This is a genomic window from Paracoccus ferrooxidans (genome assembly GCF_029909815.1).
GTDB classification, from domain to species: Bacteria; Pseudomonadota; Alphaproteobacteria; order Rhodobacterales; family Rhodobacteraceae; genus Paracoccus; species Paracoccus versutus.
In genome coordinates this window covers 1349984-1366670 of the sequence record NZ_CP038198.1, presented here as the reverse complement: position 1 = coordinate 1366670, position 16687 = coordinate 1349984, and the positions used below count along the sequence as shown (strand labels likewise).

Annotated in this window: 15 protein-coding genes; 5 read left to right on the top strand and 10 right to left on the bottom strand. The window is 69.2% G+C overall.

The features are described 5' to 3' along the window. The first annotated feature begins 12 nt into the window (after window positions 1-12). From E3U26_RS06825 to pdeM, 5 genes are read left to right on the top strand one after another with little or no spacing between them, the layout of a single operon-like run. A complete protein-coding gene (locus tag E3U26_RS06825; RefSeq protein ID WP_499104620.1) occupies window positions 13-486 on the top strand; it encodes an Lrp/AsnC family transcriptional regulator in 474 nt (157 codons plus the stop codon). Window positions 487-516: 30 nt separating this feature from the next. Further along, the gene (locus E3U26_RS06820; protein WP_243784566.1) at window positions 517-1506 is read left to right on the top strand and encodes a ligase-associated DNA damage response exonuclease; all 990 of its coding nucleotides are present in this window, start codon (window positions 517-519) and stop codon (window positions 1504-1506) included. Then, window positions 1503-3047, top strand: a complete 1545-nt coding sequence (locus tag E3U26_RS06815; protein ID WP_499104619.1) for an ATP-dependent DNA ligase — start codon at window positions 1503-1505, stop codon at window positions 3045-3047. The genes E3U26_RS06820 and E3U26_RS06815 overlap by 4 nt, the downstream gene beginning before the upstream one ends. Further along, the gene (locus E3U26_RS06810) at window positions 3044-5476 is read left to right on the top strand and encodes a DEAD/DEAH box helicase family protein (RefSeq protein WP_499104618.1); all 2433 of its coding nucleotides are present in this window, start codon (window positions 3044-3046) and stop codon (window positions 5474-5476) included. The genes E3U26_RS06815 and E3U26_RS06810 overlap by 4 nt, the downstream gene beginning before the upstream one ends. Continuing rightward, window positions 5473-6126, top strand: a complete 654-nt coding sequence (pdeM, locus tag E3U26_RS06805) for a metallophosphoesterase family protein (protein ID WP_499104617.1) — start codon at window positions 5473-5475, stop codon at window positions 6124-6126. The genes E3U26_RS06810 and pdeM overlap by 4 nt, the downstream gene beginning before the upstream one ends. Window positions 6127-6191: 65 nt before the next feature. Here the strand turns inward: pdeM and E3U26_RS06800 are convergent, their stop codons facing one another. The 10 genes from E3U26_RS06800 to E3U26_RS06755 all read right to left on the bottom strand — a co-directional run bounded on the left by E3U26_RS06800 (window position 6192) and on the right by E3U26_RS06755 (window position 16646). After that, the gene (locus E3U26_RS06800) at window positions 6192-6956 is read right to left on the bottom strand and encodes an outer membrane protein (protein WP_499104616.1); all 765 of its coding nucleotides are present in this window, start codon (window positions 6954-6956) and stop codon (window positions 6192-6194) included. Window positions 6957-7164: 208 nt separating this feature from the next. Continuing rightward, window positions 7165-9603 (bottom strand): DNA gyrase subunit B, encoded by a 2439-nt coding sequence (gene gyrB / locus E3U26_RS06795; RefSeq protein ID WP_499104615.1) that lies wholly within the window; start codon window positions 9601-9603, stop codon window positions 7165-7167. Between the two features lie 310 nt (window positions 9604-9913). Further along, window positions 9914-10249 (bottom strand): DUF1491 family protein, encoded by a 336-nt coding sequence (locus tag E3U26_RS06790; protein ID WP_036750029.1) that lies wholly within the window; start codon window positions 10247-10249, stop codon window positions 9914-9916. Between the two features lie 8 nt (window positions 10250-10257). Beyond that, a complete protein-coding gene (gene era / locus E3U26_RS06785) occupies window positions 10258-11169 on the bottom strand; it encodes a GTPase Era (protein ID WP_072463724.1) in 912 nt (303 codons plus the stop codon). Then, on the bottom strand, window positions 11166-11855 hold the full coding sequence (rnc, locus tag E3U26_RS06780) for a ribonuclease III (RefSeq protein WP_116221928.1): 690 nt from the start codon (window positions 11853-11855) through the stop codon (window positions 11166-11168). Before rnc ends, era begins: the two co-directional genes overlap by 4 nt. A gap of 44 nt (window positions 11856-11899) precedes the next feature. Then, window positions 11900-12700 carry a signal peptidase I gene (gene lepB, locus E3U26_RS06775; RefSeq protein ID WP_036750036.1) on the bottom strand — a complete coding sequence of 267 codons (801 nt, stop codon included), beginning with the start codon at window positions 12698-12700 and terminating at the stop codon, window positions 11900-11902. Window positions 12701-12749: 49 nt separating this feature from the next. Further along, complete coding sequence (acpS, locus tag E3U26_RS06770; RefSeq protein WP_072463727.1) at window positions 12750-13169, bottom strand: holo-ACP synthase; 420 nt, start codon at window positions 13167-13169, stop codon at window positions 12750-12752. Between the two features lie 48 nt (window positions 13170-13217). Further along, complete coding sequence (locus tag E3U26_RS06765; protein WP_072463728.1) at window positions 13218-13952, bottom strand: pyridoxine 5'-phosphate synthase; 735 nt, start codon at window positions 13950-13952, stop codon at window positions 13218-13220. A 30-nt stretch (window positions 13953-13982) separates the two neighbouring features. Next, entirely contained in the window at window positions 13983-14804 is an 822-nt protein-coding gene (locus tag E3U26_RS06760) for a 4-(cytidine 5'-diphospho)-2-C-methyl-D-erythritol kinase (RefSeq protein ID WP_449043621.1), read from the bottom strand. Between the two features lie 3 nt (window positions 14805-14807). After that, on the bottom strand, window positions 14808-16646 hold the full coding sequence (locus tag E3U26_RS06755) for a tetratricopeptide repeat protein (protein WP_052095688.1): 1839 nt from the start codon (window positions 16644-16646) through the stop codon (window positions 14808-14810). Between the last annotated feature and the right edge of the window lie 41 nt (window positions 16647-16687).

The following is a 16687-nucleotide window of genomic DNA, read 5'->3' as shown; positions in this document are numbered from 1 at the left end:
ATCGGTTGTCAAATGAACGACAAGACCTCTTCCATCGACGAAATCGACAACCGCCTTCTGGCGCTGCTGCAACGCGATGCCAGCCTGTCGCAGCGCGAGCTGGCCGAGCGGGTGGGCCTGTCGCAGAACGCCTGCTGGCGGCGCCTGCAGCGGCTGACCGAGGCCGGCGTGCTGCAAGGCAGCCGCGCCGTCATCGACGCGGCGGCGCTGGGGCTGGGGCTGACGGTCTTTGTCATGATCCGCACCCGCCATCATGACGACGCCTGGGCGCGGCGCTTTCGCGCCCGCATCGAATCGCTGCCGCAGATCACCGAGTTCCACCGCATCGGCGGCGAATGGGACTATATGGCCAAGGCGGTGGTGGGCGGCATGGCGGGTTATGACGCGCTTTACAAGCAACTGATCGCCGACATGGATCTGGAACGCGTCACCGGCGTTTTCTCGATGGAGACGATCTTCGAGGGCCGGCCGCTGGCGCCGGCTTGATTTTCACGAAATGTTCTACATCTTCGGGTCATGCGCGCCGATTCCATCCTGTTCCCGACCGAAGCCGGCCTTTTCTGCCCCGAGGGCGGTTTTCACATCGACCCGCTGCGTCCGGTCGAGCGCGCGCTGATCACCCATGGCCATTCCGACCACGCCCGTTTCGGCCATGGCGCGGTCATGGCCACGGCCGAGACGCTGGAGATCATGCGGCTGCGCATGGGCGACGGCTTTGCCGGCGCGACCCAGTTGGCCGAGGCCGAGACGCGTATCGGCGGCGTCACCGTCGGCTTCCACCCGGCCGGGCATGTGCTGGGATCGAGCCAGATCTCTGTCGAGGCCGGCGGTTGCCGCATCGTCGTCTCGGGCGATTACGCGCGCCAGCCGAACCCGACCTGCGCGCCCTTCCAGCCGGTGCCCTGCGACGTCTTCGTGACCGAGGCGACCTTCGGCCTGCCGGTATTCCGCTTTCCCGACCCGGCGGTGCAGGTGGCCAAGCTTCTGGCCAGCATGGCAGAGTTTCCCGACCGCCCGCACCTGATCGGCGCCTATGCCCTGGGCAAGGCGCAGCATGTCATCGCGCTGCTGCGCGAGGCCGGCTATGACGCGCCCATCGCCATCCATGGCGCGCTGAAGGCGTTGTGCGATTTCTATACCTCCCGCGGCATCGACCTGGGCGCGCTGGTGCCCGCCACGGCCGAGGATGTGGCGGCGCAGCTGGTGATCGCCCCGCCCTCGGCATTCGCCAGCCCCTGGGTGCAGCGGTTCCGCGACCCGGTGATCGGCTTTGCCTCGGGGTGGATGGCGGTGCGGGCGCGGGCGCGGCAGCGCGGGGTCGAACTGCCGCTGGTCATCAGCGACCATGTCGACTGGCCGGCGCTGACCGGCACGCTGGCTGAACTGGCGCCGTCCGAGGTCTGGGTCACGCATGGCGCCGAAGAGGGCGTGATGCGCTGGTGCGAACTGGCGCAGATCCCCGCCCGGCCGCTGCGGCTGGTCGGCTACGAGGACGAGGCGGAATGAAGGGTTTTGCCGCCCTGCTGGAACGGCTGGCCTTCACGCCGGCGCGCAATGCCAAGCTGCAGCTTTTGCAGCACTATCTGGAGCGCACGCCGGACCCGGATCGCGGCTGGGCCCTGGCGGCGCTGACCGGCGATCTGGCGTTGCGCCGGGTCACGCCCTCGCTTCTGCGGACCCTGGCGGCCGAGCGGGTGGATGCCGAGCTTCTGGCGCTGAGCTATGATTTCGTCGGCGACCTGGCCGAGACCATCGCGCTGGTCTGGCCCGAGGGGGCCGAGGACGACCCCTCGCTGTCCCAGGCGGTGGCCTTGTTGCAGGGCACCGGCAAGGCGGCGCTGCCCGGCGCCATCGCTGCGTTGCTGGACCGGCTGGGCCCGTCCGAGCGGCTGGCCTTCCTGAAGCTCGCCACCGGCAACCTGCGCGTGGGCGTCTCGGCCCGCATGGCGCGGATGGCGCTGGCGGCGATGGGCGTGCCCTCGGTCCCCGAGATCGAGGAGATCTGGCACGGGCTTACGCCGCCCTATGCGCCGCTGTTCGGCTGGCTGGGCGGCGGGGCGCGGCCGGAAAGCGCGGCGCTGGCGCCGTTTCGCCCGGTGATGCTGTCGACGCCGACCGACCTGGACGAATTGCGGGCGCTGGAGCCCGGCGATTATTTCGCGGAATGGAAATGGGACGGCATCCGCGTGCAGGCGGTGGCCGAAGGCGGCATGCGGCGGCTTTATTCCCGCACCGGCGAGGACATCTCGCACGCCTTTCCCGACGTGATCGAGGCGATGGATTTCCACGGCAGCGCCGATGGCGAGCTGATCGTGCGCCGCGAGGGCGAGGTCGCGCCCTTCGGCGAGTTGCAAAAGCGGCTGAACCGCAAGACCGTCGGCAAGGGCCTGCTGGCCAGCCACCCGGCGGGCTTGCGGCTTTACGACCTGCTGCTGTGGGACGGCCGCGATCTGCGTGCCGAGCCGCTGGAGGCGCGCCGCAGGGTGCTGGAGGCGGTGGCTTTCGGCACCCGCATCGACATCTCGCCGCTGTTGGACTTCGCCACCTGGGAAGACCTGGCCGCGCTGCGCGCCGAGCCGCCCGCGGCGGTGATCGAGGGGGTGATGGTCAAGCGCCGCGATTCGACCTATGTCGCCGGCCGGCCGCGCGGGCCCTGGTTCAAGTGGAAGCGCGACCCGATGGTGGTCGACGCGGTGCTGATCTATGCGCAGCGCGGCCATGGCAAGCGCTCGGGCTTTCATTCCGACTTCACCTTTGGCCTGTGGGACGGCGGTGAACTGGTGCCGGTCGGCAAGGCTTATTTCGGTTTTACCGATGCCGAGCTGCGCGAGTTGGATCGCTTCGTGCGCCAGAACACCGTCGAGCGCTACGGGCCGGTCCGGGCGCTGGCGCCGAAGCTGGTGGTCGAGGTGGCCTTCGAGGGGCTGAACCGCTCGGCCCGGCATCGTTCGGGCGTGGCCATGCGCTTTCCCCGCATCAGCCGCATCCGCTGGGACAAGCCGGCGGCCGAGGCGGACCGTCTGGAAACGCTCGAGGCGACGCTGTGATCCTGCCGCCCGCGTTCCAGGACTGGTTCGCGCGCCAGGGCTGGCAGCCGCATCCGCATCAGCTGGCGCTGCTGGCGGCGACGGGCGACAGCCTGCTGATCGCGCCGACCGGCGGCGGCAAGACGCTGGCGGGGTTCCTGCCCTCGCTGGTGGAGCTGGCGCAGGCGGCGCGGCCGGATGGGTATTTGGGCAACAGAGAAGCGGCGCGGGGCGGGCTGCATACGCTTTACGTCTCGCCGCTGAAGGCATTGACTGCCGACATCGGCCGCAACCTGGCGCGGCCGGTGGCGGAACTGGGGCTGGGGGTGCGGGTCGAGGACCGGACCGGCGACACCGGGCAGAGCCAGCGCCGGCGCCAGCGCGTCGATCCGCCCGAGATCCTGCTGACCACGCCCGAGAGCCTGGCCCTGATGCTGAGCTATCCCGAGGCGCCGGCGATCTTTGGCGGTTTGCGCCGGGTGGTGCTGGACGAATTGCACGCCCTGGCGGAAAGCAAGCGCGGCGACCAGCTGATGCTGGGCCTGGCGCGGCTGCGGGCCTTGTCGCCGGGGCTGCGGGTGACGGGCCTGTCGGCGACGGTCGAGGATCCGCAGGCGCTGGCCGGGTTCATGGCAGGCGCCGCGCCGGTGACGGTGGTCGAGGCCGATCCCGGCCCCGATCCCGACATCGCCATGCTGGCCACCGTGCGGCCTGCGCCCTGGTCCGGCGGTGGCGGGCATCATGCCATCCCCGAGGTGCTGGCGGCGGTGAAGGCTGCGCGCACCACCATCATCTTCATCAATACCCGCGCCCAGGCCGAGCTGTTCTTCCAGGCGCTTTGGGCCGCGAATGACGAGAACCTGCCCATCGGGTTGCACCACGGCAGCCTGGCGCGCGAGCAGCGGGCGCGGGTCGAGGCGGCGATGGCGGCGGGCGAATTGCGTGCCGTGGTGGCGACCGGCAGCCTGGACCTGGGCATCGACTGGGGCGCGGTGGACCTGGTGATCCAGGTCGGCGCGCCCAAGAACGTCAAGCGGCTGGTGCAGCGCATCGGTCGGGCGAACCATCGCTATAATGCGCCCTCGAAGGCGCGGATCGTGCCGGCGAACCGTTTCGAGCAGATCGAATGCGTCGCCGCGCTGGAGGCGGTGCGGGTGCGCGACCTGGATGGCGATCCGCGCGGGCCGGGGCCGCTCGATGTGCTGTGCCAGCATATCCTGTTGACTGCCTGCGCTGCGCCCTTCGATGCCGATGCGCTTTATGCCGAGGTCGCCACCGCCGGCCCCTATCGCGGGCTTTCCCGTGCCGATTTCGACGCCTGCCTGGATTTCGCCGCGACCGGGGGCTATGCCCTGCGCGCCTATGACCGCTGGCAGCGGCTGATGCTGCGCGGGGGCCTGTGGCATCTGCGCGACGCGCGGGCGGCGAAGCTGCTGCGGATGAATGTCGGCACCATCGTCGAGGCCGAGATGATGAAGGTCCGCCTGCGCGGCCGCGGCGGGGCGCCCCTGGGCGAGGTCGAGGAAGCCTTTGCTGCCAGCCTGACGCCGGGCGACAGCTTCCTGATCGGCGGGCGGGTGGTGCGCATGGATGCGATGCGCGAGATGGTGATCGAGGTCACGCCCGACCCGACGCGGCAGCCCAAGATCGCGGTCTATTCCGGCGTCAAGCTGGCCATGTCCACGCAGCTTTCGCATCGGGTGCTGGCGCTGATCGGCGATCCGTCGCGGCACGATGCCTTGCCCGCGCAGACGCGGGACTGGCTGGGCTTGCAGGCCGAGGTCTCGGTCCTGCCGGAACCGGGGCTGCTGCTGTCCGAAAGCTTTCCCCATGCCGGGCTGTGGCATTTCGCGCTTTACGGTTTCGCCGGTCGCAATGCCTTGCAGACGCTGGGCCTGCTGCTGACCCGCGAGATGGAGGAGGAGGGGCTGGGCCCGCTGGGGTTCCTGTCGACCGATTACGCGCTGCTGGTCTGGTCGCTGGACCCGCTGTGCGATCCCACGCCGCTGCTGGACCGGGCGCGGCTGCGGGCGGGCCTGGGCGACTGGCTGGGCGGGAATGCGGTGATGAAGCGCACCTTTCGCAATGTCGCCACTGTCGCTGGGCTGATCCAGCGCAACATGCCCGGCCAACGCAAGAGCGGGCGGCAGGCGACATTTTCCAGCGACATCCTTTACGACACCCTGCGCAAATACGACCCCGGCCACCTGATGCTGCGCATCACCGCCGAGGAGGCGGGGCGGGGCCTTGTCGATTTCGGCCGGATCGAGGAGATGCTGGACCGCTCGCCCCGGCGCGAGCATCGGATGCTGGACCGCGTTTCGCCCATGGCCGCGCCCTTGCTGCTGGAGGTCGGCCGGGTGCCGATCCGCGGCGAGGGCCGCGAGCGGCTGGCGCAGATCGAGGCCGAGGCACTGATGCGCGACGCCGGGCTGGAAAGGATCGCATGAGCGGATACGTCTTTGATTTCCATGGCTTGCGGCTGGATGCGCGAGCCTCGGGCGTGCTGTGGTGGGGGATGGGCGGCTGGCTGGTCGTGGCCGACCTGCACCTGGGCAAGTCCGAGCGCATGGCCCGGCGCGGCGGCCCGCTGCTGCCGCCTTACGAGGGGCTGGCGACGCTGGAGCGGCTGGCGGCCGAAATCGCGGCGCTGGACCCGCAGGTGGTGGTCAGCCTGGGCGACGGTTTCGACGACTTGGCGGCGGCCGAGGCGCTGGACCCGCTGGTCGCCGGCGCCCTGGCCCGGCTGGCGCGGGGGCGGGACTGGGTCTGGATCGGCGGCAACCATGATCCCGGCGCGCCCGCGGGCCTGCCGGGCCGGGCGGCGGACAGCCTGCGGCTGGGCCGGGTCACGCTGCGGCACCAGGCGGGGCAGGGGCCGGACATATCGGGCCATTTCCACCCCGCCGTGCGGCTGGCCGGAGAGCGGCGGCGCGCCTTCCTGTTGGGCGGCGATCACCTGCTGCTGCCGGCCTTCGGCGCCTATACCGGCGGGCTTTTGCAGGACGATCCGGCGCTGGCGGCGCTGGTGCCGCAGGGGCTGGCCATCGCTTGCGGCGCCCGCGCCATCCCGCTGCCGCTGGGCCGCCGACGGTCGTGAGAAACGAAAAAGAGCCGCCCAGGGCGACCCTTTCCCGTCCGTGGAGCCGGATCAAGCGTTCGGGGTCAGAACTTGAAGTTCAGGCCCAGTTTCAGGTTGTGATAGTCGGGGGTGGCCTGAGTCGATGCCGTTTCACTATTGAGAGTGAAGGTGCGCGTGGATTTGCCGAAGTTGGCATATTCATATTCGCCCGTTACCGACATGCGATCGTTCAGCTTCTTTTCGACGCCAAGGCCCAGGATATAGCCGCTCTGCTTGTAATTCGCCTCGTCGCTGAAGGAACCGCCTGCGTCATCCGTGGCAGCGACCCGATACTCGATGTCGGCCCTGGCAAGGCCTGCCACGCCATAGACCAGCAGGTCGGGTTGAACCACATAGCCGGTCTTGACGCGCAGGGCCAGGACGCTCTTGACCTTGGAGGACACATCGGTCGAGCCGTCGTATGCGTTGTCATAGGTCAGCACGTCGTCGATATTGCCGCCTTCAAAGCCCAGTTCCGGGCCGAACACCCAGCGGTTGCGCTGCCAGCGATAGCCGATGCGCAGCCCGGCATTGGCGCCGCTAAGCTCAAGCTTGCCGGCGGTGCCCAGATAGCCGCCTGGGATCTCGGTGAAGCCCACGTATTCGCCCTCGCCGAAGGCATAGCCCAGCGTCACACCGGCATAGCCGCCGGCCCATTCACCGGCGGGGACTTCGACGATCGGGTCTGTGACGCCGCTGTCAACGATCGGCAGTGTAAAACCTCCCGCATTCGCGGCCAAAGCGGCGGCCAGCGTCAGCGAGGCGGCGGCCGCAGTGGCGTGAAGGGCGTTCATCCGAACAGCGCACATGTCCACATCTCCTATGCGTGATGCCTATAGAAGGTCCAAAATCCCCGGCATCAAAATCAATTAACAACTCGGCCTGCGGTCGGAAGGCCGCAAGCGGCGCCTGAAGGCGCCGCCGTTTTGTGGCGCAGATCGCGACATGATAGCAACAATAAAACTAAAGATCGTGTAAAATTTAAGGGGTTTGTGGCGCCATTGGCACCGTTAAGCCTTATATGTCCAGATTCTCCACGCTCAGGGCGTTCTGCTGGATGAAATCGCGGCGCGGTTCGACCACATCGCCCATCAGCTTGGTGAAGATGTCGTCGGCCTCGCCCAGATCCTCGACCCGCACCTGCAGCATGGTGCGCGCCGCCGGGTCCAGCGTAGTTTCCCAAAGCTGCTCGGGGTTCATCTCGCCCAGGCCCTTGTAGCGTTGCAGCGACAGGCCCTTTTCGCCCTCCAGGAAGATGGCTTGCAGCAGGCTCATCGGGCCGTGGATCGGAGTGCCGCGATCCTTGCGGATCAGCTGCGCGGTCTGGCCATAGACCTCGTGCAGCGCATCGGTCATGGCGCCCAGCCGCCGGCTTTCGGCGCTGCGCAGCATCGGGCCGTCCAGGGTGCGGCTTTCCTCGACGCCCCGCAGCAGCCGGGTCAGGCGGATGCCGGCATCCTGGGTCGGGCGGCCGGTCCAGCCGCGCTCGTATTCCTCGGCGATCAGGTCCAGCCGCTGGGCCACGGCATTGGCCACGCCCTGCGCATCGGCATCGACCCGGCCCTGGACCAGCGCGCCGGCGATGGCGGCCTGTTCGGTGATATGGGGCGGGTAATGCGTCGGATAGGCGCGCAGGATGCGGCGCACGGTGCGCGCCTCCTCGACCACGCGGGCCAGGTCGGCGCCGGTCAGGGTCTCGCCATTGCCCAGCCGCAGGCTGGCGCCGTCGATGCCCTGCTCGATCAGGTAGTCCTCAAGCGCCGCCTCGTCCTTGAGATAGACCTCGGACCGGCCGCGGCTGACCTTGTAGAGCGGCGGCTGCGCGATATAGAGATGCCCCGCCTCGATCAGCTCGGGCATCTGCCGGAAGAAGAAGGTCAGCAGAAGCGTGCGGATATGCGCGCCGTCCACGTCGGCATCGGTCATGATGACGATCTTGTGGTAGCGCAGCTTGCCCAGGTTGAACTCGTCCCGGCCGATGCCGGTCCCCAGCGCGGTGATCAGCGTGCCGATCTGGTCGCTCGACAGCATCCGGTCGAAGCGTGCCCGCTCCACGTTCAGGATCTTGCCGCGCAAGGGCAGCACCGCCTGGTTCTGGCGCGAGCGGCCCTGCTTGGCGGACCCGCCGGCCGAATCGCCCTCGACGATGAACAGTTCCGACAGCGCCGGATCCTTTTCCTGGCAATCGGCCAGCTTGCCGGGCAGGCTGGCCACGTCCATCGCGGTCTTGCGGCGCGTCAACTCGCGCGCCTTGCGCGCCGCCTCGCGCGCCAGCGCCGCCTCGACGATCTTGCCCAGGATGGATTTCGCCTCGGCCGGGTTCTCCTCGAACCATTCGGCCAGCTTCTCGCCCACCAGCCCCTCGACCGCGGGACGCACCTCCGAGGAGACCAGCTTGTCCTTGGTCTGGCTCGAGAATTTCGGGTCCGGCACCTTCACCGACAGCACGCAGGTCAGCCCCTCGCGCGCGTCGTCGCCGGTGAAATCGACCTTTTCCTTGCGCGCCTGGGCATTGGTCTGCGCGTAATTGTTGATGACGCGGGTCAGCGCGCCGCGGAAGCCGGCCAGATGCGTGCCGCCGTCGCGCTGCGGGATATTGTTGGTAAAGGGCAGCACCGTCTCGTGGTAGCTGTCGTTCCACCACATCGCCACCTCGATGCCGATGCCGCCGCGCTCGCCGGTGATGAAGATCGGCTCGGGCATGACCGGGGTTTTCGAGCGGTCGATGAACTTCACGAATTCCCGCACGCCGCCTTCATAGAAAAGCTCGGTCCGCAGCGGTTCGGCATGGCGCTCGTCCTCCAGGATGATGCGCACGCCCGAGTTCAGGAAGGCCAGCTCCCGCAGCCGGTTCTCCAGCACCTTGTAGCTGAAGTCGCGGTTCGAGAAGGTGCCGTCCGCCCGATCCTCCTTGGACGAGGCCAGGAAACGCACCTCGGTGCCCTTTTCGCCCGGCTCGGCATCGCCGACCACGCGCAGGTGCTCGACGGTGTCGCCGTTCTCGAAGCGGGCGTAATGTTCCTTGCCGTTACGCCAGATGCGCAGCTCCAGCCAGTCCGACAGCGCGTTGACGACCGAGACGCCGACGCCGTGCAACCCGCCCGAGACCTTGTAGCTGTTCTGGTCGAACTTGCCGCCGGCATGCAGCTGGGTCATGATGACCTCGGCCGCGCTGACCCCTTCGGTCGGGTGCATGTCCACCGGGATGCCGCGGCCGTTGTCGCGCACCGAGACGCTGCTGTCGGCGTGAATCCTCACCCGCACGAAATCGGCATGTCCGGCCAGCGCCTCGTCGATGCCGTTGTCCACGACCTCATAGACCATGTGATGCAGGCCCGAGCCGTCGTCGGTATCGCCGATATACATGCCAGGACGCTTGCGCACGGCTTCCAGGCCCTTGAGAACCTTGATGGAATCGGCGCCGTAGTCGGAGGTCTGGGGGGCGGGTTCGGTCATTGTCTTCTTATCCTGCCTTGGACTCGCATCTTATAGTGTGCGCCGCACGGAATGTCACGGGAAAGCCACAAGATTTAGCGGCTTCCCACCGGCCGGCGCCCCGCCATGCCCGCCGCGCCGCGCGCCCGGCCATCCGGCGCGAAACCTCCGGCTTCTTCGTTCCCCAAATACCCATGCCGCCCGCCCCGCCAGGCGCTCCGCCCGCCGCCTTGTCCTTGGGCTTTCACCGTTTCCCAAATACTCCCGCCCGGCGCGCAATGTGCCCCGCCCCGTCCGGCCTGCCACCCTCTCGGGCGATACCCAGGCCGGTTCAAGCCAGCCCGTCCTCCTCCAGCAGGGTCCGGCCGTCGCGGCTCTCGATCTCGATCACCCACAGGTCGGGGTCGCGGGCGATGTTGCGGGCGATCCCGGCGTCGATCTCGCGCTCCTCGGCCTCGTTCAGCTGCAGCCAGGCCCGCCGGTCGGTCTCGAAATCCCATTCCCGGATCCACAGGCTCGCCCGGCCGTCCAGCGTGGCGCATTTCACCATCACGCTGCCGGCGGTGTCGTCGCCATGCCGGGTGACATAGGCCGGGAGGCCGGCCAGCCCCAGCCGGCGCAGATAGGCCGCGACCCAGACGCCGGCGGCCAGGCGCGGCTCAGGCATCGGGCGCCTCAGGCATCGCCGTCGCGGAAATCGAGGCCCATCTCGTTATAGCGCTCGGCCTCGTCCAGCCAGTTCTCGCGCACCTTCACCTGCAGGAACAGGTGGACCGGGCGGCCCATGAACTCGGCCAGCTCGGCCCGCGCCGCCTGGCCGATGGCCTTGATCGTCTCGCCGCCCTTGCCCAGGACGATGCCCTTGTGGCCGGGGCGGGCGACATAGACGATCTGGTCCACGCGGGCCGAGCCGTCCTTGCGCTCTTCCCATTTCTCGGTTTCCACCGTCAGCTGATAGGGGATTTCCTCGTGCAGGCGCAGGGTCAGCTTTTCGCGGGTGATCTCGGCGGCGATCATGCGCATCGGCAGGTCGGCCACCTGGTCCTCGGGGTAGAGCCACGGCCCCTCGGGCACTTCCTGCGCCAGCCAGTCCAGCAGGTCGTCGCAGCCATAGCCCTTTTCGGCCGAGATCATGAAGGTGCGGGTAAAGTCGAAGGCGGCATTCAGCTGTTGCGACAGCGCCAGCAGCGCCTCGGACTTCACCCGGTCGATCTTGTTGATGACCAGCGCCACCGGGGTCTGGCCGGCATGCTGGCGCAGGTTGTCGATGATCGCCTGCGCGCCGTCGGTCAAGCCGCGATGCGCCTCGATCAAGAGCAGGATCACATCGGCATCGGCCGCGCCCCCCCAGGCCGCCTTGACCATCGAGCGGTCGAGCCTGCGGCGCGGGCGAAAGATGCCGGGCGTGTCGACGAAGACGATCTGGCTGTCCCCCCGCATGGCGATGCCGCGGATGCGGGCGCGGGTGGTCTGCACCTTATGCGTCACGATCGAGACCTTGGCCCCGACCATCCGGTTCAGCAGCGTGGATTTCCCGGCATTCGGCTCGCCGATCAGGGCGACGAAGCCCGCGCGTGTCTGGGTCATGGCGTTCTTTCGATCTGTTCCAGCATGGCGCTGGCGGCGGCCTGCTCGATGCTGCGTTTGGTGCCCCTGCCGCTGGCGGCGGCCTCGCGGCCGTCGTCCAGCCGGACGGTGATCTGGAATTCCGGCGCATGGTCGGGGCCGCTGCGCGCGGTCTGGATATAGCGCGGCGGGCTCATGCCCTGCGCCTGCGCCCATTCCTGAAGCGCGGTCTTGGCGTCGCGCGCATCGCTTTCGACATTGGCGAGCCGGCTTGCCCATAGGCGCAGCACCAGTTGGCGCGCCGCCTCGAAGCCGGCATCCAGGTAGACGGCGGCGATCACCGCCTCCATCGCATCGGCCAGCAGCGCCTCCTTGCGCCGGCCGCCCGACAGCATCTCGGAGCGGCCGAGCTTCAGCACCTCGCCCAGCCCGATCTCGCGGGCGACGGCGGCGCAGGTCTCGCCCTTGACCAGCGTGTTGTAGCGCGGCGCAAGCTGGCCTTCGGTCGCGGCGTGGTCGGCCGAGAACAGCGCCTCGGCGATGGTCAGGCCCAGCACGCGGTCGCCCAGGAATTCCAGCCGCTGGTTGTCGGGCCGGGTGGCGCTGGCGATCGAGCCATGGGTCAGGGCGCGGCGCAGCAGGTCGGGGCGCGAGAATTCGTGCCCCAGCCGTTCCGAGAATGCGCGCAGGTCTGCGGAAATCTTCATGTCGCGATCCTGCCACGGCGCGGGGCGCCGCGGCAATTCTTCCCTTAGTCCACGGCCTTCAGGAAACGGTCTGCCCGCCAGGTCCAGAAATACAGAAGCGACTTGCCGGCCGAGGAGAACATGATCCGGTCGGCGCGCCCGATCAGGTATTCCGCCGGCACCATGCCGACGCCGCCCACCGCCGCCGGCCAGCGCGAGTCGCCGGAATTGTCGCGGTTGTCGCCCAGGAAGAAGTAGTTCCCCTCGGGCACGGTGAACTCGGCGGTATTGTCGCCGGGCCCGTTGTCGAAGATGTTCAGCACGTCATGCGTGCGCCCGTTGGGCAGCGTCTCGGTGTGGCGGTCCTTTTCGCAGGCGGCGCCCTCGGGGACCGGCTCGTTGCGGCATTTCGGCAGGCTTTGCTGCGGGCCCTGCGGGGCATAGGGTTCGGTGAAGGTGCCGGCGGGCTGCTGCGGCACCTCCTGCCCGTTGATCCACAGCACGCCGTTCCTCATCTGGATGCGGTCGCCGGGCAGGCCGATCACCCGCTTGATGAAATCGTCGCCCCGCGTCGGGTGGCGAAAGACCACGACATCGCCGCGCTCGGGCTCGGAGCCCAGGATGCGGCCCGAGATCGGGCAGATCGCGAAGGGGCAGGACACCCGCGAATAGCCATAGGCCATCTTGTTCACGAACAGGAAGTCGCCGATCAGCAGCGTGTCCTTCATGCTGCCCGAGGGAATCCAGAACGGCTGGAAGAACAGGGTGCGGAACACGCCCGCGATCACCAGCGCCCAGAAGATGGTCTTGACGGTTTCCCAGATGCCGCCATCCTTGCGGGCTTCGCTTTTGGCCATGGATGCCATTCCCTTCATCGGCAAGTCGCGCGTTCATGGGGCGCGGGGGGCGGCAAAGTCAAGCCGTGCCTGCCCCGCCGTCATCCGGAAGCGCCTCGATCACCACCAGGGCCTGCGCCCAGGGATGGTCGTCGGTCAGCGTCACATGCACATGCGCCCGGTGGCCGGGGGGCGTCATCGCCGCCAGCCGCTCGGCCGCCCAGCCGGTCAGCTCCATGGTCGGCTGGCCGGTCGCAAGGTTCCTGACCGCCATGTCGCGCCAGGCGATCCCCATGGCGAGCCCGGTTCCCAGCGCCTTGGAGCAGGCCTCCTTGGCCGCCCAACGCTTGGCGAGCGTCGCGGCCTCTTGCCGGCGCCGCGCGGCCAGCGCCAGTTCGCGTTCGGTGAAGACCCGCCGGCGGAAGCGGTCGCCGTGGCGCGCGAGCACCCCGGCGATGCGGTCGATGTTGCAGAGGTCCGAGCCTATGCCGAGAATCATGCGCCTGGTTGGTCCTGTGGTGACATGGGTATTTGGGCAACGGAGAAATCAGGCGCGGGTGGCGTCCATGCGCCGGCGCATTTCGCGGATGGCCGGGCCGAGGCCGAGGAAGACCGATTCGGCGATCAGGAAATGGCCGATGTTCAATTCGCGCAATTCGGGGATGGCGGCGATGGGGCCGACCGTGTCGAAGGTCAGGCCGTGGCCGGCATGGACCTCGAGTCCCAGCAGATGCGCCTGGGCCGCGGCCTTGCGCAGCGCCTCGAGTTCCAGGTCGCGTTCGGCCGGCCGGCCCTCGGTGTCGAGGTCGCAATAGGCGCCGGTATGCAGTTCCACCACTGCGGCACCGATGCGGGCGGCGGCCTCGACCTGGCGCGGCTCGTGGCCGATGAAGAGCGAGACCCGGCAGCCCGCCTCGCGCAGCGGCGCGATGAAATCGGCCAGGAAGGCCTCGTTTCCGGCGACGTCGAGCCCGCCTTCGGTCGTGCGCTCCTCGCGCTTTTCGGGGACGATGCAGACGGCATGCGGGCGGTGGCGCAGCGCGATGGCCTGCATCTCGGCCGTCGCGGCCATTTCCAGGTTCAGCGGCAGGTTCAGCGCGGCCATCAGCCGGTCGATGTCCGCGTCCGAGATATGGCGGCGATCCTCGCGCAGATGGGCGGTGATGCCGTCGGCGCCCGCCTCCTGGGCCAGCGTCGCCGCGCGCAGCGGGTCGGGCCAGGGCGTGCCGCGGGCGTTGCGGATGGTGGCGACGTGGTCGATGTTGACGCCAAGGCGCAGCATGGTTTTCCCCTTGTGGATTTCAGCGGCAGGTTAGTGCTTTGCCGGCGCAAGTCCAGATGCCGCCACCCACCAGCCGGGATTTGCCCCGGCGATGCGGGCGCGGGCGGCCTGGGCCTGGGCCGCGGTCGCGAAAAGCCCGAAGCAGGTCGCGCCCGAGCCGGACATGCGGGCAAGCGCCGCCCCGGTCGCGCGGATCGCGGCCAGGCAATCGGCGATCTCGGGCATCAGGGCGATGGCCGGCGCCTCGAGGTCGTTGCGGCATTCCTGCAGGAAGGCGATCAGAGCCGGCGCGTCGGGGAAATCGGGCAAGGGCTCGGGCATGGGCGGATTGTCGCGCTGCGCCAGGGCCTTGAACACCGCGGGCGTGGGCAGGCCGCGGCCGGGATTGACCAGCAGCACATGCAGCTGGGGCAGCGGCGGCAGCGGCACCAGGATCTCGCCCAGGCCCCGCATCCGCAGCGGACGGCCGGCCAGGCAGGCGGGCAGGTCGGCGCCCAGCATTTCCGGCCGCTCGGGGCGGGCATCCAGCGCGCGCAGCACCGCCGCCGCATCGGCCGAGCCGCCGCCGATGCCCGAGGCCACCGGCAGGTTCTTTTCCAGGGTGATCCGCGCCTCGCGCCCGGCCAGCCGCGCGGCGCGCAGGCACAGGTTGTCGGGCTCGGCCGCCAGGCCCTGGGCGAAGGGGCCGGTCAGGCTGAGCGACAAGGGCCCCGGCGCCACCGTCACCACGTCGCCCAGCTCCAGGAACACCACCAGCGAATCGAGCAGGTGATAGCCGTCCGCGCGGCGGCCGGTCACATGCAGGGACAGGTTCAGCTTGGCGGGCGCGGCCTCGCGCCGGGGCAGGGGCATGGGTCAGTCGGCCTTGGCCGGTTCCGGGGCGCGGACCTCGGGGCGCCGGCCGCCGGCTGCCGTTTCCTCTTCCAGCACCGCATCGAGGCCGCGCTCCAGCTTGATGCGGATGCGTTGGGCGTCGGCTTCGGTTTCCGGCTTCAGCGACAGGGCGCGGTGCCACTGGATCTCGGCCTCGCGCTTGCGGCCGACCATCCAGTAGATGTCGCCCATGTGGTCGTTGACCAGCGAATCGCTGGCCATGGCGGCCACCGCGCGCTCCATCGGCGCCACCGCCTCCTGGTAGCGGCCGAGGCGGAAATAGGCCCAGGCCAGCGAATCGAGGATATAACCGTCGTCCGGGCGCAGCTCGACCGCGCGCTGGATCAGCGCCAGCGCCTCGTCCAGCTTTTCGTTGCGGTCCACCAGGCTGTAGCCCAGATAGTTCAGCACCTGCGGCGAATCGGGGCGGATCTTCAGCGCGGCGCGGAAATCCGCCTCGGCCCTGGGAAACTGCCCCGAGCGTTCCAGCGCGATGCCGCGGGCGTAAAGCGGGAACCAGCGCGCCTCGGGGCTGGCGTCGCCGATCAGGTCCAGCGCCTTGTCATAGGCCGGGACCGCCTGGGCGAACTTGTCCTGCTGGCGCAGCATGTCGCCAAGCGCGATCCAGCCCTGGGCCAGTTCGGGATGGGCGGCGGTCAGCGCCAGCGCGGCCTTTTCGGCATCCCCCAGCCGCTCGGCGCGGGCCAGGGCGTCGATGCGTGACAATTCCGCGACCGGGCGCATGTCGCCCAGCTCGCGCAGGGCCTCGAACTCGCGCTCGGCCAGGTCGAACTGGCCGAAGCCCTGCAAGAGCTGCGCCGCCAGAAGCCGCGCCTCGCCCAAGTCGGGGGCCAGGTATTCGGCCAGCCGGGCATGGATCAGCGCCAGCGGATCGGGCTCGTCGGTGGTGGCCAGGACCGAGCCGAAGGTCAGGAACAGCTGCGCCATGCCGTCCGCCGGACCGCGGGCGGAATCGAAGGGCAGCGTCTCGCCCCGTGCCATGCGGTCGCGCAGGGCGACCAGGTAGGGCTCCTCGGCAAAGCCGGGCGTCGCCTCGATCATGGCGATGGCGTCGCGGTTGCGTTCCAACTGCGACAGCACCTGGGCGCGGGCGATGACGCCCAGGATATGCGCCCCGGTGACGGGATCGGCCAGCAGCAGCTCGGCGCCCTCGAAATCGCCGACCCGCGCCTTGGCGAGCGCCAAGTGGTAGTTCACCATCGGCGCGGCGCCGCGCAATTCGGCCATTTTCTTGAAGGCGGTCAGCGACTCGCCTGCCTTTCCGGCGCCCAGCAGCGCCCAGGCCCGCATCATGCCGTCGATCAGCATGCCGCCGCCGGGCGTGCCGGCGTCGCCTTCGGGCGAGGGGGCGGCGTCGATGGCCTCGATCAGCGCGTCCCAGCGCCCGGCGCGGGCCATCTCGGCGCGCTGCACCAGCCGCGCCAGTTCCGTGGCGCGGCCCTGGCCGGACATGGTGCCGGCAAGCGCGGTGGCGCGCTCCATCTCGCCGGCCGAGATCAACGCGACCAGCGCGCTGTCCTGCAGGAAGGGATCGCTGTCGTCATGGGCCAGCGCCTGGAGGTAATAGCGGGCGGCTTCGGGATAGTCGTTCTGGATCGCGGCCATGCGCGCGGCCAGGTAGGGCCCCGAGAGGCCGCGAACCTCGGGCGCCGTATCCGCCGGGCGATGCGCCGGGCGCTCGCTGTTCTGGGGCTCGGGCTTTTCGGCCTGGGCAAGCGAGGGTGCGGCCATGGCGGTGCCCTGCGGCATCGGCGCGGCGATCAGCGCGATCAGCGCCAGCGGGATCAGTCTTGTGGTCACGGCTTGGGCCCATGTCTCGGCGATTTGCGCAGGCGACCCTA

What these genes read in the sequence shown, in the direction of transcription:
- rnc (WP_116221928.1), bottom strand. Translation starts at nt 11,855, where the DNA reads ATGAAGATTTCCGCAGACCTGCGCGCATTCTCGGAACGGCTGGGGCAC.
- E3U26_RS06765 (WP_072463728.1), bottom strand. Translation starts at nt 13,952, where the DNA reads ATGCTGCGCCTTGGCGTCAACATCGACCACGTCGCCACCATCCGCAAC.
- lepB (WP_036750036.1), bottom strand. Translation starts at nt 12,700, where the DNA reads ATGGCATCCATGGCCAAAAGCGAAGCCCGCAAGGATGGCGGCATCTGG.
- E3U26_RS06760 (WP_449043621.1), bottom strand. Translation starts at nt 14,804, where the DNA reads ATGCCCCTGCCCCGGCGCGAGGCCGCGCCCGCCAAGCTGAACCTGTCC.
- acpS (WP_072463727.1), bottom strand. Translation starts at nt 13,169, where the DNA reads ATGATTCTCGGCATAGGCTCGGACCTCTGCAACATCGACCGCATCGCC.
- E3U26_RS06825 (WP_499104620.1), top strand. Translation starts at nt 13, where the DNA reads ATGAACGACAAGACCTCTTCCATCGACGAAATCGACAACCGCCTTCTG.
- era (WP_072463724.1), bottom strand. Translation starts at nt 11,169, where the DNA reads ATGACCCAGACACGCGCGGGCTTCGTCGCCCTGATCGGCGAGCCGAAT.
- gyrB (WP_499104615.1), bottom strand. Translation starts at nt 9,603, where the DNA reads ATGACCGAACCCGCCCCCCAGACCTCCGACTACGGCGCCGATTCCATC.
- E3U26_RS06820 (WP_243784566.1), top strand. Translation starts at nt 517, where the DNA reads ATGCGCGCCGATTCCATCCTGTTCCCGACCGAAGCCGGCCTTTTCTGC.
- pdeM (WP_499104617.1), top strand. Translation starts at nt 5,473, where the DNA reads ATGAGCGGATACGTCTTTGATTTCCATGGCTTGCGGCTGGATGCGCGA.
- E3U26_RS06800 (WP_499104616.1), bottom strand. Translation starts at nt 6,956, where the DNA reads ATGTGCGCTGTTCGGATGAACGCCCTTCACGCCACTGCGGCCGCCGCC.
- E3U26_RS06815 (WP_499104619.1), top strand. Translation starts at nt 1,503, where the DNA reads ATGAAGGGTTTTGCCGCCCTGCTGGAACGGCTGGCCTTCACGCCGGCG.
- E3U26_RS06790 (WP_036750029.1), bottom strand. Translation starts at nt 10,249, where the DNA reads ATGCCTGAGCCGCGCCTGGCCGCCGGCGTCTGGGTCGCGGCCTATCTG.